Origin of the sequence: Paraburkholderia hiiakae (assembly GCF_904848665.1) — a bacterium.
GTDB classification, from domain to species: Bacteria; Pseudomonadota; Gammaproteobacteria; order Burkholderiales; family Burkholderiaceae; genus Paraburkholderia; species Paraburkholderia hiiakae.
The window spans coordinates 146,922-168,122 of record NZ_CAJHCQ010000009.1; the positions used below are offsets into that span (position 1 = coordinate 146,922).

General features: G+C 64.1%; 19 protein-coding genes. 11 read left to right on the forward strand and 8 right to left on the reverse strand.

All coding sequences use genetic code 11. The features are described 5' to 3' along the window. Nucleotides 1-261: 261 nt before the first annotated feature. Entirely contained in the window at nt 262-1,092 is an 831-nt protein-coding gene (locus JMY28_RS18765) for a helix-turn-helix domain-containing protein (protein WP_201697407.1), read from the reverse strand. A 198-nt stretch (nt 1,093-1,290) separates the two neighbouring features. Between JMY28_RS18765 and JMY28_RS18770 the strand changes: the two genes are divergently transcribed. The 3 genes from JMY28_RS18770 (at nt 1,291) to JMY28_RS18780 (ending at nt 2,460) form a co-directional block, all read left to right on the forward strand. Beyond that, nucleotides 1,291-1,452 (forward strand): hypothetical protein, encoded by a 162-nt coding sequence (locus JMY28_RS18770; protein WP_169739094.1) that lies wholly within the window; start codon nt 1,291-1,293, stop codon nt 1,450-1,452. A 233-nt stretch (nt 1,453-1,685) separates the two neighbouring features. Further along, nucleotides 1,686-2,120 (forward strand): DoxX family protein, encoded by a 435-nt coding sequence (locus tag JMY28_RS18775; RefSeq protein WP_201697408.1) that lies wholly within the window; start codon nt 1,686-1,688, stop codon nt 2,118-2,120. A gap of 70 nt (nt 2,121-2,190) precedes the next feature. After that, nucleotides 2,191-2,460, forward strand: coding sequence for a hypothetical protein (locus tag JMY28_RS18780; RefSeq protein WP_201697409.1), 270 nt, complete (start codon nt 2,191-2,193; stop codon nt 2,458-2,460). A gap of 64 nt (nt 2,461-2,524) precedes the next feature. On the opposite strand, the gene JMY28_RS18785 is transcribed toward JMY28_RS18780, so the two are convergent. Then, nucleotides 2,525-3,994 carry an MFS transporter gene (locus tag JMY28_RS18785; RefSeq protein ID WP_201697410.1) on the reverse strand — a complete coding sequence of 490 codons (1,470 nt, stop codon included), beginning with the start codon at nt 3,992-3,994 and terminating at the stop codon, nt 2,525-2,527. Between the two features lie 127 nt (nt 3,995-4,121). Continuing rightward, nucleotides 4,122-5,423, reverse strand: a complete 1,302-nt coding sequence (locus tag JMY28_RS18790) for an MFS transporter (protein WP_201697411.1) — start codon at nt 5,421-5,423, stop codon at nt 4,122-4,124. Between the two features lie 383 nt (nt 5,424-5,806). On the opposite strand from JMY28_RS18790, the gene JMY28_RS18795 reads away from it, so the two are divergent. After that, a complete protein-coding gene (locus JMY28_RS18795) occupies nt 5,807-6,541 on the forward strand; it encodes a response regulator transcription factor (RefSeq protein ID WP_201697412.1) in 735 nt (244 codons plus the stop codon). Between the two features lie 103 nt (nt 6,542-6,644). Here JMY28_RS18795 and JMY28_RS18800 read toward each other — a convergent pair whose 3' ends face one another. After that, complete coding sequence (locus JMY28_RS18800) at nt 6,645-6,896, reverse strand: hypothetical protein (protein ID WP_201697540.1); 252 nt, start codon at nt 6,894-6,896, stop codon at nt 6,645-6,647. Between the two features lie 272 nt (nt 6,897-7,168). Further along, nucleotides 7,169-7,501 carry a hypothetical protein gene (locus JMY28_RS18805; protein WP_201697413.1) on the reverse strand — a complete coding sequence of 111 codons (333 nt, stop codon included), beginning with the start codon at nt 7,499-7,501 and terminating at the stop codon, nt 7,169-7,171. A gap of 225 nt (nt 7,502-7,726) precedes the next feature. Here JMY28_RS18805 and JMY28_RS18810 point away from each other — a divergent pair, with 225 nt between their 5' ends. Beyond that, on the forward strand, nt 7,727-10,897 hold the full coding sequence (locus JMY28_RS18810; protein ID WP_201697414.1) for a transglycosylase domain-containing protein: 3,171 nt from the start codon (nt 7,727-7,729) through the stop codon (nt 10,895-10,897). A gap of 108 nt (nt 10,898-11,005) precedes the next feature. On the opposite strand, the gene JMY28_RS18815 is transcribed toward JMY28_RS18810, so the two are convergent. After that, the gene (locus JMY28_RS18815; RefSeq protein ID WP_201697415.1) at nt 11,006-11,554 is read right to left on the reverse strand and encodes a glycine zipper family protein; all 549 of its coding nucleotides are present in this window, start codon (nt 11,552-11,554) and stop codon (nt 11,006-11,008) included. A 25-nt stretch (nt 11,555-11,579) separates the two neighbouring features. Further along, nucleotides 11,580-11,978: a hypothetical protein gene (locus tag JMY28_RS18820; protein ID WP_201697416.1), complete on the reverse strand. Its 399-nt coding sequence runs from the start codon at nt 11,976-11,978 to the stop codon at nt 11,580-11,582. 876 nt (nt 11,979-12,854) lie between these two features. Between JMY28_RS18820 and JMY28_RS18825 the strand changes: the two genes are divergently transcribed. The 4 genes from JMY28_RS18825 to JMY28_RS18840 are packed head-to-tail and all read left to right on the forward strand — an operon-like array spanning nt 12,855 to nt 17,435. Next, nucleotides 12,855-14,555 carry a methyl-accepting chemotaxis protein gene (locus tag JMY28_RS18825; protein ID WP_236596923.1) on the forward strand — a complete coding sequence of 567 codons (1,701 nt, stop codon included), beginning with the start codon at nt 12,855-12,857 and terminating at the stop codon, nt 14,553-14,555. Between the two features lie 15 nt (nt 14,556-14,570). Then, entirely contained in the window at nt 14,571-15,413 is an 843-nt protein-coding gene (locus tag JMY28_RS18830) for a CheR family methyltransferase (RefSeq protein ID WP_201697417.1), read from the forward strand. After that, nucleotides 15,397-15,951, forward strand: a complete 555-nt coding sequence (locus JMY28_RS18835) for a chemotaxis protein CheD (protein WP_201697418.1) — start codon at nt 15,397-15,399, stop codon at nt 15,949-15,951. The genes JMY28_RS18830 and JMY28_RS18835 overlap by 17 nt, the downstream gene beginning before the upstream one ends. Beyond that, nucleotides 15,948-17,435, forward strand: coding sequence for a chemotaxis protein CheW (locus tag JMY28_RS18840; protein WP_201697419.1), 1,488 nt, complete (start codon nt 15,948-15,950; stop codon nt 17,433-17,435). The genes JMY28_RS18835 and JMY28_RS18840 overlap by 4 nt, the downstream gene beginning before the upstream one ends. A 21-nt stretch (nt 17,436-17,456) precedes the next feature. Here the strand turns inward: JMY28_RS18840 and JMY28_RS18845 are convergent, their stop codons facing one another. Next, nucleotides 17,457-18,182, reverse strand: a complete 726-nt coding sequence (locus JMY28_RS18845) for a TetR/AcrR family transcriptional regulator (RefSeq protein WP_201697420.1) — start codon at nt 18,180-18,182, stop codon at nt 17,457-17,459. Nucleotides 18,183-18,376: 194 nt separating this feature from the next. Between JMY28_RS18845 and JMY28_RS18850 the strand changes: the two genes are divergently transcribed. Further along, on the forward strand, nt 18,377-19,558 hold the full coding sequence (locus JMY28_RS18850) for an isovaleryl-CoA dehydrogenase (protein WP_201697421.1): 1,182 nt from the start codon (nt 18,377-18,379) through the stop codon (nt 19,556-19,558). 25 nt (nt 19,559-19,583) lie between these two features. Next, the gene (locus tag JMY28_RS18855; protein WP_201697422.1) at nt 19,584-21,191 is read left to right on the forward strand and encodes a carboxyl transferase domain-containing protein; all 1,608 of its coding nucleotides are present in this window, start codon (nt 19,584-19,586) and stop codon (nt 21,189-21,191) included. Nucleotides 21,192-21,201 lie beyond the last annotated feature (10 nt).

A 21,201-nucleotide genomic window follows, 5' to 3' on the forward strand; every position in this document is an offset into this window, starting at 1 on the left:
TGTTCTAAAGCTTTCCTTTCAGTGAAGGAAAGCCCCTGATTTCATGGATGAATCGTTCGATTGATCGGCGCGTGGCCTTTTCTCGATTGCGTTATCGAGCTGGAAGCGAGTCGTAAATAAAAGTGAAAAAAGACGACTTATTTTTTGTAATTAGATGAGAGTACGCTGCGGTAATACGTCGCTGTGCGTCAAATTGCGTGATTGTTGCGTGCGCATGAATCTGCATTGTTATTCCCGCGCGTTTCACGAGTCAGACCTGATTCAACGCGCTTGATCGCGTAATACCTGTGCCGTTTGCGGATCGGCGGGAAAGAACGCTTCGATTGCCAGCTCGGAAAGCGTGATGTCGACCGGTGTGCCGAACACGGTGGTCGTGCTGTAGAACGCCAGTTCGCCAAGCACCGTGCGCACGCGCAGCGGCACGGCAATGTGATGTGCGATCGGCTCGGCGCTCGCGTTCGCAACACCCGGCGGCGTGGGATACGACGCGAGTTCTTCGTGCAGCGCGGCGAGCGCGGGGTCGGCGCTCGCATCGATCTGACGTTGCAGGCGCGTAAGCAGATGCGCGCGCCACGCGTGCCAGTTGACGATGCGCGGCGCCATGCCCTCGGGATGCAGCGAAAGCCGGAGCGCATTGATGGGCGCGGCGAGCAGCGCGGGCGATGCGTCGCCGATGAGCGGCGCGAGCGCGCCGTTCGTCGCGACGATATTCCAGTGGCGGTCCACGGCGACGGCGGGATAGGGCTCGTGCCCACGCAGCACGAGATCGACCGCCTCGCGCGCGGCGGCGAGCTGCGGGTCGTCGAGCGCGCGCTCGCGATAGAGCGGCGCGTAGCCCGCCGCCACCAGCAGCGCGTTGCGCTCGCGCAGCGGAACATCGAGTTGCTCCGCGAGATGCATGACCATCTCTCGGCTCGGCAGCGCGCGGCCGGACTCGACGAAGCTCAAATGGCGCGTCGAAATCTCGGCTTCGGTGGCGAGCAGGAGTTGGCTCATGCGCCGGCGCGTGCGCCAGTCGCGCAGCATTTCGCCGACGCTGCGGCGCACCGTGCCGGACGGCGCGGCGGGGAGAATGGAGGCGAGTGTGTTCATGCCGCCGATTCTAGCGAAACGCGTGGGCGAAGCGATTACGTATGAGGTAAAGAAACGGTCTGTCGCTGCCGACAACGAATATATGAAAACCTTGGGTTGATGACCCTGCTGCATTCGTGGACGACGTTTACCGTGTGCCGCGCTATCGCCTAGAATGAAAAATCTCACGTACTGTGGCGTCGCGTTGAGGAGACAGCCATGAGGGAAACCGTTGCTGCTTATCTGCTCGGACCAGGCGTCATGCTACTGGTGTGCGCGGCCATGTGGGCCGTGTCGCGCCGCAGCAGAGGCGCGCTCGAGGCGCGCCTGACGCGCTGGCTCGACGCGCATCGGCCGCACGGCATGCATCACAAGCATTGAGCGTGCCAGCGCCGCGGCGGTTTGCGCGATTGAGTGTTTGCATCGCGAGCGGATCGCCGCATTAGCCGTCAGGTAAATTCTGTAGCATTCCGAATCAATTCCGGATTAGTTTGTTTCGCTCCGGCTGATGCTGCGCGGTTGCGCGTACCGCCTCGTCTGCCATTCCCGCATCAATTCGAGGGAACTGACCGTGCGCGTCGCGGTCATTCCGATATTGCATACCGGAGCCCTCCATGACCCGTCCCGCCGATTCTTTCATCATCTTCATCGCGCGCATCGCGCTCGCCATTTTGTTTCTCTGGGGCGGTGCCATGAAGCTGTTGGGATACGCGGGGTTCGTCGGCTACCTGCACTCGAAGGGCGTGCCGTATGCCTCGTATGGCGCGATCGTGGCAACCGCGGTCGAACTGCTCGGCGGCATTGCGCTCGTGCTGGGCGTGCGCACACGTGCGGTTGCCTTCCTGCTGGCCGTGTACGCTATCGCCACGGCGATACTTGGCCATGACTTCTGGAACGTGACCCAGGCCGCGGCGCAGCAAGACGCAGTCATTCACTTCTGGAAGAACGTGGCGATCGCGGGCGGTTTCCTGCTGCTGACCGTGACGGGCGCGGGACGTGCTTCCGTTGATGGTATGCGCGCGCCGCGCGGCGGCGGCCTGCGAGGCTGACGCCTTCGCGTGGCGAGGCGCGAGTGTCGAATCACAACCACCGGGCAACCGGGTGTAAAGGGAGCAGGCCTTGATACAGAACTTCGACTTCAACGTGGCAGGCAAGACCGAGCAGCTTTGCGCGAGTCTTGCGGAAGACGGCACGCGGCGCGTGTTCATCAGCTACGCGGATACCGCGAAGACGCTGGTGATCCTCGACGCCACCGGGCTCCTCGGCGTGCTCAAGGCAGAGCTCGAAGAGCCCGCCCAGCTGATTGCTCACGCCATCCGCAAGGCGCAGAACGATGGCTTGATCGCCCGCGCGATCGACTCCGGCGCGATCCAGGAGGCGTCGCTGTAGTTTGGCACCGCAGTTTGGCGCCGCAGATCGCCACCGCAGTTGGCCACCACCGTTCGCCATTGCATCAGCGCGATTCCGATTCGTTCATTCGCGCTGGCGCGGCTCGGCGCGCGCCCGCATGGGCCGGATCGGTTTTCACGAACCACGCGAGCCCGGCCGCCGTGAGCAGGAGCGCCGTCGAGACCGCGGTTTCCGCACGCAAGCCGGCCACCACCTGCGCCGCGCCCGCGCCGCCTGCGAGCGCACCGAACGCCGCCACTCCCACCGCACCGCCTGCCTGACGCGCCGTATTGAGCAGCGCCGAGGCCGTGCCCGCGCGCGCCGGCTCGACCGAGGAGAGCACGGCCGTCGTCATCGCCGGCACGGCGAGGCCCATGCCCGAGGGAATCAGCAGGAAGGCGAGCAGCACGAAGGCGAGCGGCGTCGAGGCGTCCACGCCGATCAGCAGCGCGTAGCCCGCACCCGCGATCAGCGCGCCGACGATCATCGGCCGGCGCGTGCCGTAGTGCGCCACCACATGGCCGCTCACGATGTTCGAGAGCAGGAACCCGCCGGTGAGCGGGATGAACGCGAGGCCTGCCTGCAACGGCGTTTCGCCCCGCGCATGCTGGAGGTAAAGCGCGAGCACGAACACGGTGCCGTAGTACGTGAGATTCACGCAGATACCGAACAGTACCGCCGCGCTGAACGTGCGGTTGCGCAGCATCGCGAGCGGCACCATGGGGTCGCGTGTGCGCGCTTCGAGCGAGACGAACGCAAATCCCGACACGAGCGCGAGCGCAAAGCCGCCCGCCACCGCCCAGTGCACGAAGCCGAGCGGCCGCCATTCGATCACGGCGCCTGTAAAAGCCGTGAGCGCCACGATGGCGAGTAACTGGCCGCGCACGTCGAGGCTACGCTTGGCGGGCGCGCCGGCAGCTTTGGAATCGTGCGCATGGCGGCGTGGCTTGGGAATCCACGCGAGCGTGGCCCAAAGGCCGGCTGCGCACAGCGGCAAGTTGACGAGGAAAATGCTGCGCCAGCCGAACGCCGCGATCAGCAGGCCGCCCGCCACCGGGCCGGCGGCGATCGAGATGGCGCCCGCCGCGGTCCAGAAGCCCACGGCGCGTGCCCTGAGCCCGCGGTCGTGGCGGCACGCTTCATTGAGCAGCGCGAGCGAGTTGGGCAGCATGGCCGCCGCGCCCGCACCCTGCACCGCGCGGGCGGCGACCAGCATGACCGGATTGGCCGCGAGCCCGCAGGCCAGCGAGGCGAACGCGAACACGACGAGACCGGCCGCGTAGAGGCGGCGCGCGCCGTAGCGGTCGCCGAGCACGCCGCCCGAGAGCATCAGTACCGCGAAGGCGAGCGTGTAGGCGTCGACGATCCATTGCAGGCCCGCGACGTTCGCATGCAGATCGGAAGCGACACGCGCGAGCGCGATATTGACGATGGTGACGTCGAGCTGCGTGACGACGAACCCAATGCTCACGGTTGCGACGATACGCGTGAGCGCGGGCGTGAAATGGAGGGGGGTGGGGTGTGAGGTATTCATGCGCCCATGGTAGGACGCTCGCCGGCTTCGACGTTTCAGCGCGAGGTGAATCGTCGAAACCGCCGGCAAAATGGTGCCGGACCAGAGGCGGGCGTCCAGTGTGCAGTCAGAACGCATTGAGGCGCACTTACTGCTCCCGGTGCGTGTCCTTGAAGAACAGCGTCGTGATCGCGCCGAGCACGCAAATCGTGGCCACATAGTAGGTGGGCGCGAGCGGTGCGGACTTCATCAGCAGTGCGACGACGATCGGCGTGAGGCCGCCGAACACGGCGTACGCCACGTTGTACGAGAACGAGATGCCCGAGAAACGCACCACGGGCGGGAACGCGTTCACCATCACATACGGCACCGCGCCGATCGTGCCGACCAGCAGCCCGCAGAGCGCATAGAGCGGCATGAGCATCGAAGTGTCCACGGCGATCTGGCGGAACAGCACGTAGTACGCGATCGCGAGCGCCATGCCGCCGATCGCCAGCACGCGGCGCGCACCGAAGCGGTCCGCGAGCGCGCCCGCGCTCACGCAGCCCACCGTCAGGAAGAGCGTCGCCAGGCAGTTCGCGAGCAGCGACGTGGTGGCGTCGAGATGGAACTGCTTCTGCAGCAGCGGCGGCGTCATGAGGATCACGACGACGATGGCGGCCGAAAGCATCCACGTGAGCAGCATCGAGATGATCACGGCGCGGCCGTGGTCGCGCAGCACGGCCTTGAGCGGAATTTCGTCGGCGAGCGACTTGCGCGCCTTCATCTCCGCGAACACGGGCGTTTCGTGCAGCCACTGGCGCAGATACACCGAGAACATGCCGAACAGCCCGCCAATCAGGAACGGAATGCGCCAGGCATACGCGGCGATGTCGCTCGGCGTGTAGTGATGATTGACGGCCGCGGCGATCAACGAGCCGAGCAGGATGCCGAACGTGAGACCCGCCGTGAGCGTGCCGCACGCATAGCCAATATGGCGGCGCGGCACGTGCTCGGAAACGAACACCCACGCGCCCGGCACCTCGCCGCCCACGGCTGCGCCTTGCAGCACCCGCAGCGCGAGCAGCAGCACGGGCGCGAGCACGCCGATCGAAGCAAAGGTGGGCAGGCAGCCCATGGCGAGCGTGGGGAGCGCCATCAGCAGGACGGAGAGCGTGAACATGCGCTTGCGGCCGAGCAGATCACCGAAGTGCGCCATGACGATGCCGCCGAGCGGCCGCGCGAGGTAGCCCGCCGCGAAGATGCCGAAAGTCTGCAGTTGGCGCAGCCAGTCGGGAATCGTTGCGGGGAAGAACAACTGGCCGATAGCCGGCGCGAAGAAAACGAAGATGATGAAGTCGTAGAACTCGAGGGCGCCACCCAGTGCGGCGAGCCCGAGCGTCTTGTAGTCACTGCGGGTGAGCGCGCGCGCAGCGGCAGGCGTGCGCACGCCAATGTCTGTTGCTTGCATTTCCGAAAAACCAGGGTGTTGTTATGTACGACGTTTTATGTAGCGCGTGAAGAACGCGTGTGGACGTCCATGATGGCCGAATTTGCCTGGTGCGCGCGTGGCGCGGGGGCGGCGGTCGTCGGATAAGCGGGCGCAAGGGTGGGGCACGGCAACAGCGCGTCCGCGCGGGTGGGCGGACGTGCCGACGAGTTCAGGCCAGCCGCGAATTCTACAGGAACCTTGCAAGCCGCCAGATGCGGGCCTGGCGCGCGTGCGGCAGAGCGCGCATGCGTCGCTGTGGGAAAACGAAGAAGCAGATTGGATTTCAGACTCGTCCGATGGGCAGATTTTGCACATATCCACAAAATTGCCCGCTTCACTATTCGATCCATTAAGGACCCAACATGCGCATCGCGATTTTTCAGCGCGACGCTGACCATCGCCAGCAACTCGAGCGCGTGCTGACGCAGTGCGGTCACGCCTGCGTTCCGTTCGGCGACGCGCTGACGCTTGCGAGGACGCTGGCCGCATCGACCGTCGACATGCTCGTGCTCGACTGGCAGGGCTCGCAGGTCGCCGGCGCGGAGCTGCTGAGGACGTTGCGGGCGGTGAACGGTAGTCAGATTCCGGTGCTGTTCGTCTCGGAGGACGCGTCCGACGAGAGCGTGGTGCGCGCGTTTTCGGTCGGCGCGGACGACTATGTGGGCCTGCCCGTGTGCCCCTCGGTGCTGCGCGCGCGCGTGAACGCGCTTCTGCGCCGCGCGTTTCCCGACCGTTACGAGAACATGACGATCGACGCTGGCCCCTATCACTTCGACATGCGGTGTCAGGCTGTCAGCGTGCACGGCAAGCCCGTGCTGCTCTCGACTACGCAATACCGGCTCGCCGCGCTGTTTTTTTCGAACATCGGACGCGTGCTCTCGCGCGATCACATTTACGCGATGGTGTGGGGGCGCGAGTTGCATACGTTGACCCGCACGATCGACAGCCACGTGTCGCGACTGCGCCTGTTGCTGGAGATCGAGACGCCGAACGGCTTTCGGCTCCAGCCGGTGTACAAGAGCGGTTACCGGCTGCTGCGCTTGCAGGACGACAATGAGGCGCTCGCCACCGAAGGCGCGGAGTGCGAGTCGGCTTGAGGCGAAGCGCGGGGATTAGGTGGTTGATAAAAAGACGGCGGCACGCATCGCGTGCCGCCGTCTTTTTTTGAATGCGTTGCCTCGATTGTTGCGCGCGGTAACCTCAGCGCGCGAGGCCGAGTCCTTGCAGCACCGCGTTGCCTTCCGTCGTCAGGCGAATGCGTGCGTCACCGGCGGCGTCCTGCACCTGCTCGACGAGGCCGGCTTCCTTGAGCATGGGAATCTCCGGTTTGGCATGCGCGTCGATCGGCGCATGCAGCAGCAACAGGAGGGTCGCAAGCTCGTGGTGGCTCAGCAACCGGCGCAACAAGGTGCGGCGAGCGGGCTTCGCGCCGGGCGTTGACTCGCTATTGATCTGACTCGCCGCGTGGATCTGCGGATCTTGCTGTTTCACGGAACCTCCTGCTGGGTTCGTTTCTACGTTCGTTTCTTCGGGGTGAAGCGATGATGCGCACGAAGACTTAAGCGATTCTTAAAACGCCTGGCGAAAATGTGTCATCGCGCTACACGGCGCCCATGAATGTAAAAGGCTGTAATAGAAGGGCGCGAAGCTGCACGAAAAGGCACGAAAACGCTTTCAATACGCACACATCGCGGCTGCGGCAACGAAAGCCGCCCGTCAAATGTTCAAGGTGCGCAGGTTTTGCTCGCACCCTCGATCCACAGGTTCGAGGCGTGGCGTTTGCCGGCGTAATAGCGGTAGGTCGTCGCGCCATTGTCGGTGCGAACCTTGATGACGTTCGAGTCGCCGAACTCGAGCATCTGGCCTTGCGGCAGCGGCGAGGTGGTGAAGCTGGCGCCGTGACGCTGGGCTTCCACGGTCAGGCACGAGATCACGTCCTGGACCGACCGGTTGGTTGTGGAATCGATGACCGGCTGACCCGCGTCCGGGTTGCTCTGAAACCACGCGCACGCGCCTAGCGTGAGCGAAAGGGCAAGGGGCACGGCAAGCTTTTTCATATATCTCGGTATCCAACGAAATAGCCAATCATTATATCGGGAGCATCTCCCGTGCCACGGGGACGGCGCAAAATGCCGCAAAACTGTCACGCGCCGGGCATAGGTGTTGCAACAGTGCGACGTGCGTGCGGAGGCCTACATACCGGCACGCAAGAACTTGCGGAGAGAGATAGACTATCTGAGGGGTGCCGTCTGGAAATCTGACGTGACGTCAGGAGAATACGCATGAACCGCCCATCGGTACGCTTTCCTTTTCGCGCCGCTGGCGCAGGCTCACTGTTCAGGTGGGTCAAGTGGGGATTCGTCGTCGCGTTTCTGGCCGCCCTCGTCATCATCGCGCGCATCGTACAGATCGAAATCGATACGTCACGCCTGCAGGCGCGCTACCTCTCCGAACTCACGCGCGACATAGGCTTTACGGTCGAGAACGGACCGAGCCACAGCATCCGTTTTCCCACTACGAACGGCCCGTACGACGTGCGGCTCGGTTATGCGCAATTGCCCATCTTCGAGAACCGGCTTGCGGAACGCGGTTTCGCGATCGCGGCGCAGGCGCGCGATTCAGATCGCATGATCGCCGTGGCCGACGAGGGGCTTTTCCTGCCCTTCGAAGAAAAGGATCAGGCTGGGATTGTGCTGCGCGACGCGTCGGGTGCGACGCTCTTCCATACGCGTTATCCGCAGCGCGCTTACGAGAATTTCGACGCCGTGCCGCCCGTGGTGCGCGATTCGCTCCTTTTCATCGAAGACAAATACCTGCTGGCCCCGGACCAGCCGAACCGCAACCCGGCCATCGACTGGGGGCGCTTTAGCCGCGCGCTCGTCGACCAGGGTGCGCGCCTCGTGAACCGGCATCAGCAAACGCCGGGCGGCAGCACGCTCGCCACGCAGATCGAGAAGTTCCGGCACTCGTCGGGTGGGCGCACCGCCACGCCGCCGGAGAAGCTGCGCCAGATCGCGTCCGCTTCGCTGCGCGCCTACCTGGACGGCCCGCAGACCATGCCTGCGCGCCAGCAGATTCTCGTGCACTACCTGAATTCGGTGCCGCTCTCCGCCAAGGCGGGTGTGGGCGAAGTCAACGGTCTCGGCGACGGGCTTGCCGCCTGGTATGGTCGCGACTTCCGCGACGTCAACCGGATCCTGCGCGCGCCGCTTACGCCCGAGACGCTCGACGCGCAGGCGCTGGCGTTCCGCCAGGTGCTCTCGCTGCTGATTGCCCAGCGCGCGCCTTCGTACTTCCTGCAAAAGAACAACGACGCACTCGCGAAACTGACCGATAGCTACATCCGCCTGCTCGGCGCCGGCGGCGTGATTACGCCCGCGTTGCGCGACGCGGCGCTCGCCACGCAACTCACGCTCGACCGCTCGAAGCCGTCCCAGCGCGCGCCGGTTTCATTCGTGGAGCGCAAGGCGGTGCTGACGCTGCGCACCCAGCTCATGCAGGCGCTCGGACTGAAGACGCTTTACGACCTCGACCGCCTCGATCTCACCGCCACGGCCACGCTCGTCGATAGCGTGCAGCAGGCCGTGGGCGACCGCCTCGCCGATGCCGCGACGAAGGACGGCGCGCGCGAGGCGGGTCTGGTCGGCTTCGAGATGCTGCGCCCCTCCGACGATCCTTCGAAGATCGCGTATAGCTTCACGCTGTTCGAGCGCAGCAACGGCGAGAACCTCGTGCGCGTGCAAACGGACAGCGTGAACCAGCCGTTCGACATCAATTCGGGCGCGCGCCTGAATCTGGGTTCGACTGCGAAGCTACGCACGCTCGTGACGTATCTGCAGATCGTGAGCGCGCTGCACGCGCGGTACGCGGACGATGACGCGAAGTCGTTGCGCGCGATGCTGCCGCAAGTCGATCCGAGCGACGCGCTCACGCGCTGGGCGATCGACTATCTTTCGAAGACGTCCGACCGCTCGCTGCATTCCATGCTGGAGGCGGCCGTGGAGCGCAAGTACTCGGCCAGCCCGGGCGAGACGTTCTACACCGGCGGCGGCGCGCAGAGCTTCAACAATTTCGAGTCGAGCGACAATGCGCAAATTCTCACGGTGCACCGCGCGTTCCAGCATTCGGTGAATCTGGTGTTCGTGCGGCTCATGCGCGACATCGTTCACTACGAGATGATCCAGACTTCGGGGCCGCCCGCGCAGTGGCTCGATGACCCGGCCGTGCGCACGCGTTTTCTCACGCAGTTTGCCGATGGTGAGAGCCAGGTCTACATGAAGCGCTTCTACACGCGCTACGCGGGCAAGAGCAACGACGAAGCGCTGGCGATCTTGCTGCAGCACACGCGCAAAGGTCCGGCGCGCATTGCGACCGTGCTGCGCAGCGTGAAGCCCGATGGCCAACTGCCGTGGTTCGACGCACAGATGCGCGCGCAACTAAAGAACACGAAGTTCCAGTGGCTCGACGACGAAGACCTCGCGCACTACTACGACAAGTACGCAATCGACAAATTCAACCTCAACGACCGTGGCTATATTGCGGGCATTCATCCGCTCGAACTGTGGTTGCTGAATTACTTGCACGCGCACCCAGATGCGACGCTCGCGCAGGTTCAGCAGGCGAGTCGCGACACGCGGCTCTATACCTACTCGTGGCTCTTCAAGACGAAATATCACGCCACCCAGAACCGGCGCATTCGCCACATGATCGAGCTGCGCGCGTATGAAGCGATCGGCAAGTCCTGGCGCGCGGTCGGTTATCCGTTCGACAGCATCACGCCTTCGTATGGCGCGGCGATCGGCGCGTCGGGCGACCGGCCCGCGGCGCTCGCGCAACTCATCGGCCTCATATCGAGCAATGGAGAAAAGCTGCCGACGCATAGCTTCGAGTCGCTCGACTTCGCGCGCGGCACGCCCTACGAGACGCACTTCGTTCATGCGTCCACGCCGCCGCAGCCACTGGTTTCGCCTGAGATTTCGCAAGTGGTGCGCGAGTTGCTGACGTCGGTGGTGGAGGGCGGCACGGCCAAGCGCCTCGCCGACGGCATGACACTCCCCGACGGCAAGACGCTGCCGGTCTACGGCAAGACCGGCACCGGCGACCAGCGCTTCAACGTGTACGCGCCGGGCGCGCGGCTGATCGAATCGCGCAAGGTGAACCGCAGCGCGACCTTCGTGTTCGTGATCGGCAACCGCTTCTACGGCACGCTCACGGCATGGGTGCATGAGCCGTATGCGGCGCGTTACACGTTCACGAGCGCGCTGTCCGTGCAACTGCTGAAGTCGCTTGCGCCCGTGTTGCAGCCGCTGCTCGAATCGAGGTCTGGCACGGAGGGCGATGCGAAACCCGATCCCGTGCACGCCGCGCAGCAGATGACGCTCATCGACCCGCAATCGGGTGAAATGCACCGTGTGGTCTGGAACGGCAAGGCGCTCGAGCTCGACGCGCACTGATTCAGGCGATTCGGCATCCAAAGCAAAATATTCGGCATCCAAAGCAAAACGCGGGGCCTGGCGCATGCGCCAGGCCTCGCGTTCTTCTTTATGCGGACGATATCCGCTTCAATAACCGCTTGGCGGCGGAGGCGCCGACCCCGGCGGGGGCGGCGGCAAATAGTGCGGTTGCGGCGCTGTCTGGAATTGCTGCTGCGGCGCCTGGAACTGCTGGGGTTGCGATGTCGTCATGTTGCCGGGCGCCGGTATGCGGTTGCCGGTGGCGTACATGCATTGCAGATAAGCGTAGTCGTAGCGGCGCTGCACGTCATACGCGGAGCCCTGGGCGTTGCCCATGCCGACCGCACTGCCCGCAAGCAGGCCCGCGCCCGCACCGATGGCCGCGCCCTGGCCGCCGCCGAACGCGGCGCCTGCGGCAGCGCCGAGCGCCGTGCCCACCACGGCGCTGCCGAGGCCTGCGCCGGTCGCCGCCTGGTTCGTGGTGACGCCGCCCACCTGCTGGAAGGCGAACTGGCGGCAATTCGCGTCGTCGACGCGGAACTGGTCGAAGGTTTTGCCCGTGCCAGGCAGGGCCATCACGCTCGGCCCCGTGGGCGTCACGGCGCATGCGCTCAGCAGCCCCGCTGTGGCGAGTAGCGCGAGATACGTGTATTTCATTTGCGGCTCGATATCGTCAAGGTGTTCAATTCGAAGGCGCCGGCTGGGCGGGAACCGCGCGCCAGCCCGACGAGCATTGCTTTACATAGGGATAGTAGGTTCTCGACTCGTCGCAGTAATACCAGGTGTCGGCGCTTGCCTGCTGGTCGCCCCCTGCATCGCCGGGCGGGGCGTTGACGGGCCCCTGCTGCGGGTCCATCGCGGGGGCGCCGGCCTGCCCCTGCTCGATGTAGTCGGGCGCCTGAGTCGGTGGCGGCGCGACGATGACGGCTGGCGGCCCGTAGTAGTACGGTACGGGCGCGACCGGGTAGTAATACGGCACGCCAGCGCCGACATACACGCCGACGTGCGCCGCCTGTGCTACGCCGCATACGCCAATAAGCGCGGCCGCAGCGGCTCCGAGAAACAATTTCGACCTTCTCACACACGATCTCCAGAAACGGGCAGGCTGGGGCAACGGCGCGCGCCAGCCAATTATCGAACGCTATGACATTGGCAGAATCAATGCAATTACGCGAGTTGCGCCGATTTTTCGAGTTGTTACAGGCGGTGCCGGGTTTGTGGGGCGCGAAGGCCGGCCGGAGCGCAAACGGCGCGCAACGGCTTGCTTCGCGGGCCATGTTTCACACAAATGCGCGTAGTGGGGGGCGAGCGTGTGCCGCCCGGCTGTAACAATTGGATATCGATGCGTTTGCCGCTTCCGCCCATTGCGCACATGGACGGCTCCCTCTGACCTCAACAAATCGAAAAGCTGCTCGACAGCTATTTCCCCGCGTGGCCGCCTTTCGCGTCGAGGTATTCGCGGATCGTCCGTTTCGAGCGATCCAACGCGCGGCCGCGCCACTAGACCGCGAAAACGGGTCCCTATGTGGCATCCCTATGTGGCATATGTGAATCGCTAGTTGCACGCGGCGACGTTAGAAACGAAAGCGCACTGTAAAGTGCGCCTTTTTTATTGCTAAATAACTGAATAAGAAAGACCTAAAACGTTTTCACTACTTATTGCATGAAATGGCATTTCAATTGCCAATTTTTCATTAAATGAAGATGCGGATTGAAATACCCGTGTCTCAAGGGAAAAGACATCACGCAATGGCTAATGGAGTCCCGAACGAAAACGTTTGCCTTAGCGCAAACCCCTGGTCAAGTTAACCAAATAGTGAGCCGTTAATGCACGGGTAAGAGATGCAGCATCTACGCGCCACGAGCGCCACAAAAAATCCGAGAGAAATCGCCCGAACCTGACGGCGGCACGCCGCAATCCGATTTGCATCGAAAGCGAAACCAATACGAGGGCAGGATGATGGAACAATCGACACCGGATCGTCAGATCGAATTACGCGAATTAAGCGCAGTCAATGCGGCGCTAAATCGTGTTCAGGCAGTCATCGAATTCGACCTTCAAGGCACCATTCTTCACGCCAACGAGAATTTCCTCGCGACGCTCGGCTATACGCTCGAAGAAGTGCGCGGCAAACATCACCGGATGTTCTGTGATCCTGATTATGTGCATACCGAGGCTTACCGCCAGTTCTGGGAACGGCTTGGCCGTGGCGAGTTCGACCGCGGCGAATACCGGCGCGTGGGGCGCGGCGGCCGCGAGATCTGGATCAACGCGTCGTACAACCCGGTGATCGACGAAAACGGCCGGCCCTACAAGGTCATCAAGTTCGCGACCGATATCACCGCCGCCAAGCAGCAGCACGCTGAATACGAAGGGCGCCTGCGCGCCATCGACAAGGCACAGGCCGTGATCGAGTTCGATACGGGCGGCATCGTGCTGCACGCAAACCAGAACTTCCTCGACACACTCGGCTATCGCCTCGAAGAAATTCTCGGCAAGCACCACCGTTTGTTCTGCGAGGAGGCGTACGCGGCCAGCCCCGACTATCGCGAGTTCTGGGCCAAGCTCAATCGCGGCGAGTTCGACGCGGGACGTTACAAGCGCATCGCCCGTGGCGGCCGCGTGGTGTGGATCCAGGCGACCTATAACCCGATCTTCGACGTGAATGGCCGGCTCTACAAGGTCGTCAAGTTCGCCAACGACGTGACCGCCCAGGTCGAACTCGAAGAGAGCGTGCAGCGCCGCGCGCAAGACGATCAGCGCAAGGTCGAGAAGCTGCTCGGCGTGGTGAGCCGCGCGGCCGCCGGCGACCTGACGGGCGACGTCGAGGTGCACGGCGAGGACCCTATCGACCGGCTGGCTGCCGGCATCAAGGGCATGATGAGCGACCTCGCGAGCGTGATCGGCAAGGTGGTCGAATCGGCGGGCACCTTCAAGGACTCATCGCAGGACATTGCAGCGCGCGCGGACACCGTGGCGAGTGGCGCGCAACTGCTCGGTGCGACGGTCGAGGAAATGAACGCGTCGATCGAGGAACTCACGGCGTCCATCAACTCGATCGCCGACAACTCGCGCGGCGCGGACCAGCTCGCCAAGGACACGCAACAGGAAGCGGAGCGCGGCGCGAAGGCCGTGACGCGATCGATCGAGGCCATGGAGCTGATCAACCGCTCGTCGGAGGATATCGGCGAGATCATCAAAGTCATTGGCGAGATCGCAAGCCAGACCAATCTGCTCGCGTTCAACGCGGCGATCGAGGCGGCGCGTGCGGGCGAGCACGGCCTCGGTTTCTCCGTGGTCGCCGACGAAGTGCGCAAGCTGGCGGAACGCTCTTCGCAAGCGACGAAGGAAATCTCGAAGCTCATCAACGAGTCGGTGAAACGCGTTGCGCAGGGCAGCGAAATCTCGAAGCAGGCAGGCGAGGCGTTCGAGAAGATCGTGGCCGGCGTGAGCCGCACGACGCAGGCCATTTCGGAAATCTCATGTGGCGCGGACGAGCAGCTCATTGCGGCGCGCGAGGTGAGCGCGGCAATCCAGCAGGTGGCCGAGGAAACCGAGAAGTCGGCGGGCGCGTGCGACACGATCGCGCGCGCGGCGGCGTCGCTCAAGGGCGGCGCGCTTGGTCTCGATACGACGGTGGCGCGCTTCGTGGTGTGAAGTCTGGAGGTTGCAGTGGATATCGATCAGGATACCGAACTGTCGGTGCGTAACGCGCTGTTCGAGCAGGTGCGCCGGCATACCGGCATCGCGATGAACGAACGCAAGTGGACCATGCTCAAGGGCCGCTTGCGCCGTCGCATTATGACGCTCGGGCTACCCGACTATGGCGACTATCTGCGCGTGCTCGACCACAGCACGGACGAGGTGCGCGACTTCATCGATCTTGTCACGACGAACGAAACGTCGTTCTTTCGCACGCCGCGCATCTGGCAGTATCTGGCGAGCGAATTCCTGCCGCGCTGGGCCGCGAAGCGAACGGGCGAGCCCCTGCGCGTCTGGTCGGCGGCGGCGTCAAGCGGCGAGGAGGCGTGGACGACGGCCATGCTCTGCGAGGAGTTCCGCCTGCTGCATCCCTCGCTGCGCTATGCGATCGTCGGCACCGATATCTCGGACGGCATTCTTGCGAACGCACGCGCGGGAACCTATGTCGGCCGGAACATGGAGAGCTTGCGTCTACAGCGGCCGGAACTCGTGCAGCGGTATTTCCGCAGCGACGCGGCGGCGATCAGCGTGAACGAGGCCTTGCGGGCGCACGTGAGCTTTCGCCGTCACAACCTCTATGACGTGCCGCGCGATCTCGGCCAGTTCGATCTGGTCCTGTTGCGCAACGTCCTGATCTATTTCGATCTCGAAGGCCAGAAGGCCGTGCTCGCCAACGTTCGGCGGGCGATGCGGCCGGGCGCCGTGCTGATCGTGGGCGAGTCCGAATCGCTGAGCCGGGTCGCAGCGGGGTTCGCCTTCGAGCAGCCGCTCATTTATCGCAACGAGGAACGGGAACATGAGCATCCAGCGTGACGTGCAGGTGCGAATGTGTGAGATCGCCGTGAGCAGCGGCGAGGACGCGAAGATCCTGCGCGCGACACTGGGGTCCTGTGTGGGCATCGGGCTTCTGTGGCGCTCGCGTGCGACCTACGGGCTCGCGCATTGTCTGCTGCCCGAGCCCACGGGTGGCGCGCAGGCCGCAGGCGCTCCGCAGGCCGGCAACGGCGCGAAGTACGTGATCCAGGCCTTGCCGAAGCTGCTCGCCATGATGCACGCGGACGAGGCCCGCGAAGGCGATATCGAGGCCGTGCTCGCGGGCGGCGCAAACATGATGCACCATCGCACGACGATCCACGAACCGATCGGAGAGCTAAACGTTCGCATCGCGCGCCAGATGCTGGCCGATGCGCGACTGAAGCTCGTGCACGTCGACGTGGGCGGTGATTGCGGACGCCAGTTGACCATCGACTGCGAGCACCATCACTACGCCGTGCGCCACTTCTCGCGCTCACTCGAGCCGCAGTCTTCTGTTATGCCTTCGCAGTTGCCGGAGCAAGGAGTCATTCGATGAGTGTACGCACGCTTGCAGCCCGCCCGAACGTCGAGCTGTACGGATCGTTCCATCTGGCGGGCACGGAACTGGCGCTGCCGGTGGCCGCCTTGCAGGAGGTCGTCAACCCGCCCGAGACGCTGACTGCGATCCCGCTTGCGCCACCGTATCTGCTCGGGCTCTTCAACCTGCGCGGCACGCTGATTCCCGTGGTCGATCTGCGGCAGTTGCTGCGTCTGAACGCAGAGAGCACGAGCGCTGCGCGCAAAGTCGCCATTGTCGAATCTGGCGGCGTACGCGTGGGGCTGCTGTTCGACGCGACGGGCGAAATTCTGCGCGTGCCGCGCGAGCAGGTCATTACGCTCGACGTGCCCGAGGGCAGCCCGCCCATGGCGATTGGCGCGGTGCTCAAGCTCGACGACGGCGAGCGCATTCTGCAGGTGCTCGCGCCTGCCGTGCTGCTTAGCTTGCGCGACATGCCGCAACTGGCGCAATCGGCGCCGCGCGCGGCCGAGCGGCGGGCGCAGCAGGGGCAACGCCGCCAGAATGTGTCGTTCAAGGTGGGCGCCACGGCGCTCGCGCTGCCGATGGACGCGATCCAGGAAATCATCCGCGTGCCGGCCTTGCAGCAGTCGCCGCTGGCTAACGAGGTTTGCATCGGTATGCTGAACCTGCGCGGCGCGACGATTCCAGTGCTCGATTTCAGCGCGCTCCTGGGCTTCGCGCGCGCGAGCGGCGCGCAAGCGAGCGTCGACGAGCAGCGCATTGTCGTGCTTCATCGCAACGATCTGCATTTCGGCATGCTGGTGGACGAAGTGGCGAGCATCGTAGCGTACCGCGAAGAAGACATGCTGCCCATGCCGGCCTATGGCGGCAATGCGCAGCGCTCGTTGTTCGCAGGCTATCTGGCGGCAGAGGACCGCCCGGGTGTACTGCTCATGAACGCAGACGCCCTCTTTGCCAACGAACGCGTCGTGGCGCTCGCAGCGGGTCATCGCGATCTGTATCGAAACGTACTAGCGCAGGCGGCGCAAAAGCGCGGCGCAGGCACGCGGCAAACGCTCGTTACGTTCCGCATCGGCCAGTTGATCGGCGTGCGCATCGCCCAGTTGCGCGAGGTGATCGACTATCGCGACGACATCATGCGTACGCCGGGGCTGCCCGGCGTCGTGCGCGGCATGCTGAACTTGCGCGGCGTGCTCGTGACCGTGATCGACGTGCGCGCGATGTACGGCATGCCGCCGTATGAGGATCTCACGCGCGCAAAGGTGCTCATCGTCGAATACGAGCGCGAAAAATACGGACTGCTTGTCGATTCAGTCGAGGATATCGTCACGCTGACCGGCTCGGCGCAGCTCAGCATGCCGCAGGCATTCACGCGCAGCGAAGGCGTGCGCGTGCACAACGACATGCGCGAAGCCGTGGAACTGCCGGGCAAGGGCACGCTGATGCTGCTCGACCCCGCTTCGCTATGCGCGCGCGTGGCCGAGGAGGCGGCAGTTTGATCGCTGGCGAGGGCGCGCCGGCTAGCGCGCGGCGCGTTCGCGCTCGAGCCGGCGCACGGCTTCGCCCACGTCCTGGCTGAACTGCGCGAGCGCGGCGAGCTCGAGGTTGGGCGGCTGCAGGGCCGACCAGAGCGCGTCCACGAGTCGGTCGGCCGTGGCGTCGATGTCCGTGCGGCGGTTGGCGAGCGTCGCGTCCCACAGCACGTGCTCCATGGGGCCGAATACCAGCGAACGCAGCAACCGCAGCGAGAGGTCGTTGCGGATTTGCCCGCTTTCCTGGCCGCGCGCCAGCACGCGCATGAGCGGCGCCGTGTAGCGGCGTTGCATTTCCGTGAGCGCTTCGCTCAGATCGTGGTGCCGTGTGCGGCCCTCCGAGAGCACCAGTTCGCAGATACCGGTGCCGCTCTCCAGCATCAACTGCAGATGCATGCGCACGATGAATGCAAACTGCTGGCGCACGGTGCCGTCGCGCGGCAGGCCGCCTTCGATCGCCGCGATCGATTCGTCATACCAGTCGCCGATCACGCGCGCGCACAACTCCCGTTTGCCCCGGAAGTAGCTGAACACCGTCGCCTCGGACACACCCAGGCGCTGGGCGATCTCGGCCGTAGTGGCGCGTGCGTACCCTTTTTCCGAGAACACTTCGCGCCCCGCCTGGAGGATTTCCCGCACGCGCTGCTGAGACTTGCGGCCCGCCGGCTGGCGGCGCGACGCGGGCAGGACGGCTTTCTGGGCGACGGCTTCCATGTTGAGTTTGATTCAATTTACGTCAGGGTGGAATTCATTATCTACGAAAGAATCGCCACTGGACAAGGAAAATTCATCGGCACGAGAACTTGAGTGTCACTCAAAAATACCTATTGACGTTAACGTAAATGTGGCGTGAAATGTGCGTCCATGGGGCGAAGCACCGCCCGGATCGAGATTCTCTGGAGACACACATGAGCAACGTACCCGGTTTGCAGTTCCCGCTAGGCGAAGAAGTCGAAATGCTGCGCGACAGCATCGCTAACTTCGCCGCGAAGGAAATCGCGCCGCGCGCGGGCGAGATCGACCGCACCGACCAGTTCCCGATGGACCTCTGGCGCAAGTTCGGCGACCTGGGCGTGCTCGGCATGACGGTCTCGGAGGAATACGGCGGCGCAAACATGGGCTACACGGCGCACATGGTCGCGATGGAGGAAATCTCGCGCGCGTCCGCCTCGGTCGGCCTTTCATACGGCGCGCATTCGAACCTGTGCGTGAACCAGATCCATCGCAACGGCACTGAAGCGCAAAAGCGCAAATACCTGCCGAAGCTCGTTTCCGGCGAGCACATCGGCGCGCTCGCCATGAGCGAACCGAACGCGGGCTCGGACGTCGTGAGCATGAAGCTGCGCGCGGAAAAGAAGGGTGAGCGCTACGTGCTCAACGGCACGAAGATGTGGATCACCAACGGCCCGGATTGCGACACGCTGGTCGTCTACGCGAAAACCGATCCTGAAGCGGGTTCGCGTGGCATGACGGCGTTCATTGTCGAGAAGGGCATGAAGGGCTTTTCGGTCGCGCAGAAGCTCGACAAGCTCGGCATGCGCGGCTCGCATACGGGCGAACTGGTGTTCCAGGATGTGGAAGTGCCCGAAGAGAACATCCTTGGCCAACTCAACGGCGGCGTGAAGGTGCTGATGAGCGGCCTCGACTACGAGCGCGCCGTGCTCGCGGGCGGCCCCACGGGCATCATGGCCGCGGTCATGGACGCCGTCGTGCCGTACATCCACGATCGCAAGCAGTTCGGTCAGGCTATCGGCGAGTTCCAGCTCATTCAGGGCAAGGTCGCCGATCTCTACACGACGTACCAGGCGTGCCGCGCTTATCTCTACGCAGTGGGCCGCCAGCTCGACACGCTCGGAAAGGACCACGTGCGCCAGGTGCGCAAGGACTGCGCGGGCGTGATTCTCTACACCGCAGAAAAGGCCACGTGGATGGCGGGCGAGGCCATTCAGATTCTCGGCGGCAATGGCTATATCAATGAGTATCCGGTGGGGCGTCTCTGGCGTGACGCGAAGCTTTACGAAATCGGCGCGGGCACGAGCGAAATTCGCCGCATGTTGATCGGCCGCGAACTGTTCGCGGAAACGATGTAATCCTAAGTGATTGAGGGAGAACAGGATGCCGGTCATCGAATCGAAGCTCAATCCGCGCTCGGAAGACTTCAAGGCTAATACCGCGGCACTTGAGGTGCTCGTCGCGGACCTGCGCGAGAAGATCCAGAAGCTTTCGCTGGGCGGCGGCGAGGCCGCGCGCGACAAGCACCTTTCGCGCGGCAAGCTGCTGCCGCGCGATCGCATTGCACAACTGCTCGATCCGGGCACGCCGTTTCTGGAGCTCTCGCAGCTCGCGGCCTACGGCATGTACAACGACGACGCGCCGGGCGCGGGCATCATCACGGGCATTGGCCGCATTGCAGGCCAGGAATGCGTGATCGTCTGTAATGACGCCACGGTGAAGGGCGGCACGTACTATCCGGTCACGGTGAAAAAGCACGTGCGCGCGCAGGAAATCGCGCAGGAAAACAACTTGCCGTGCGTGTATCTCGTCGATTCGGGCGGCGCCAACCTGCCGAACCAGGACGAGGTGTTTCCGGACCGCGATCACTTCGGCCGCATCTTCTACAACCAGGCGAATCTTTCTTCGCAGGGCATTCCGCAGATCGCCGTGGTGATGGGTTCGTGCACGGCTGGCGGCGCGTATGTGCCGGCGATGAGCGACGAGTCGATCATCGTGAAGAACCAGGGCACGATTTTCCTGGGCGGGCCGCCGCTCGTGAAAGCGGCGACGGGCGAGGAAGTGAGCGCCGAGGACCTGGGCGGCGGCGACGTCCACACGCGTCTTTCCGGCGTGGTCGACCATCTCGCGCAGAACGACGCCCATGCGCTGGCCATTGCGCGTTCGATCGTCGGCAATCTGAACCGCACGAAAACGCCGCCCGTGGTGCTGCGCGAACCGCTGCCGCCGCGCTTCGACGCGAAAAGCCTTTACGGCGTGATTCCCGTGGATACGCGCAAGCCTTTCGACGTGCGCGAGGTGATCGCCCGCATCGTCGACGACTCGGCCTTCGACGAATTCAAGGCGCGCTACGGCACCACGCTCGTGACCGGCTTCGCGCACATCTGGGGCCACCCGGTCGGCATCATCGCGAACAACGGCATTTTGTTCTCCGAATCGGCGTTGAAGGGCACGCACTTCATCGAGCTGTGCTGCCAGCGCAAGATTCCGCTGGTGTTCCTGCAGAACATCACGGGCTTCATGGTGGGCCGCAAGTACGAGAACGAGGGCATTGCGCGCAACGGCGCGAAGATGGTGACGGCGGTAGCCACGGCAAAAGTGCCGAAATTCACGGTCATCATTGGCGGCTCGTTCGGCGCGGGTAATTACGGCATGTGCGGCCGCGCGTATTCGCCGCGCTTCCTGTGGATGTGGCCGAACGCGCGCATTTCGGTAATGGGCGGCGAGCAGGCCGCATCCGTGCTCGCCACGGTGCGCCGCGACGGCATTGAAGCAAAGGGCGGCACGTGGAGCGCCGAAGAAGAAAATGCATTCAAGCAGCCGATCCGCGATCAATACGAGGTGCAGGGCCATCCGTACTACGCGAGCGCACGCCTGTGGGACGACGGTGTGATCGACCCGGCGCAAACGCGCGATGTGCTCGGCCTTGGCCTTTCCGCCACGATGAACGCGCCGATCGAAGAGACGCGCTTCGGCGTGTTCCGCATGTGATGCATTGAGG

Excerpts from the sequence above, each read along its gene's own strand:
- JMY28_RS18765 (WP_201697407.1), bottom strand. The coding sequence starts at position 1,092 with ATGAACACACTCGCCTCCATTCTCCCCGCCGCGCCGTCCGGCACGGTG.
- JMY28_RS18770 (WP_169739094.1), top strand. The coding sequence starts at position 1,291 with ATGAGGGAAACCGTTGCTGCTTATCTGCTCGGACCAGGCGTCATGCTA.
- JMY28_RS18775 (WP_201697408.1), top strand. The coding sequence starts at position 1,686 with ATGACCCGTCCCGCCGATTCTTTCATCATCTTCATCGCGCGCATCGCG.
- JMY28_RS18785 (WP_201697410.1), bottom strand. The coding sequence starts at position 3,994 with ATGAATACCTCACACCCCACCCCCCTCCATTTCACGCCCGCGCTCACG.
- JMY28_RS18790 (WP_201697411.1), bottom strand. The coding sequence starts at position 5,423 with ATGCAAGCAACAGACATTGGCGTGCGCACGCCTGCCGCTGCGCGCGCG.
- JMY28_RS18795 (WP_201697412.1), top strand. The coding sequence starts at position 5,807 with ATGCGCATCGCGATTTTTCAGCGCGACGCTGACCATCGCCAGCAACTC.
- JMY28_RS18805 (WP_201697413.1), bottom strand. The coding sequence starts at position 7,501 with ATGAAAAAGCTTGCCGTGCCCCTTGCCCTTTCGCTCACGCTAGGCGCG.
- JMY28_RS18810 (WP_201697414.1), top strand. The coding sequence starts at position 7,727 with ATGAACCGCCCATCGGTACGCTTTCCTTTTCGCGCCGCTGGCGCAGGC.
- JMY28_RS18815 (WP_201697415.1), bottom strand. The coding sequence starts at position 11,554 with ATGAAATACACGTATCTCGCGCTACTCGCCACAGCGGGGCTGCTGAGC.
- JMY28_RS18825 (WP_236596923.1), top strand. The coding sequence starts at position 12,855 with ATGATGGAACAATCGACACCGGATCGTCAGATCGAATTACGCGAATTA.
- JMY28_RS18835 (WP_201697418.1), top strand. The coding sequence starts at position 15,397 with ATGAGCATCCAGCGTGACGTGCAGGTGCGAATGTGTGAGATCGCCGTG.
- JMY28_RS18840 (WP_201697419.1), top strand. The coding sequence starts at position 15,948 with ATGAGTGTACGCACGCTTGCAGCCCGCCCGAACGTCGAGCTGTACGGA.
- JMY28_RS18845 (WP_201697420.1), bottom strand. The coding sequence starts at position 18,182 with ATGGAAGCCGTCGCCCAGAAAGCCGTCCTGCCCGCGTCGCGCCGCCAG.
- JMY28_RS18850 (WP_201697421.1), top strand. The coding sequence starts at position 18,377 with ATGAGCAACGTACCCGGTTTGCAGTTCCCGCTAGGCGAAGAAGTCGAA.
- JMY28_RS18855 (WP_201697422.1), top strand. The coding sequence starts at position 19,584 with ATGCCGGTCATCGAATCGAAGCTCAATCCGCGCTCGGAAGACTTCAAG.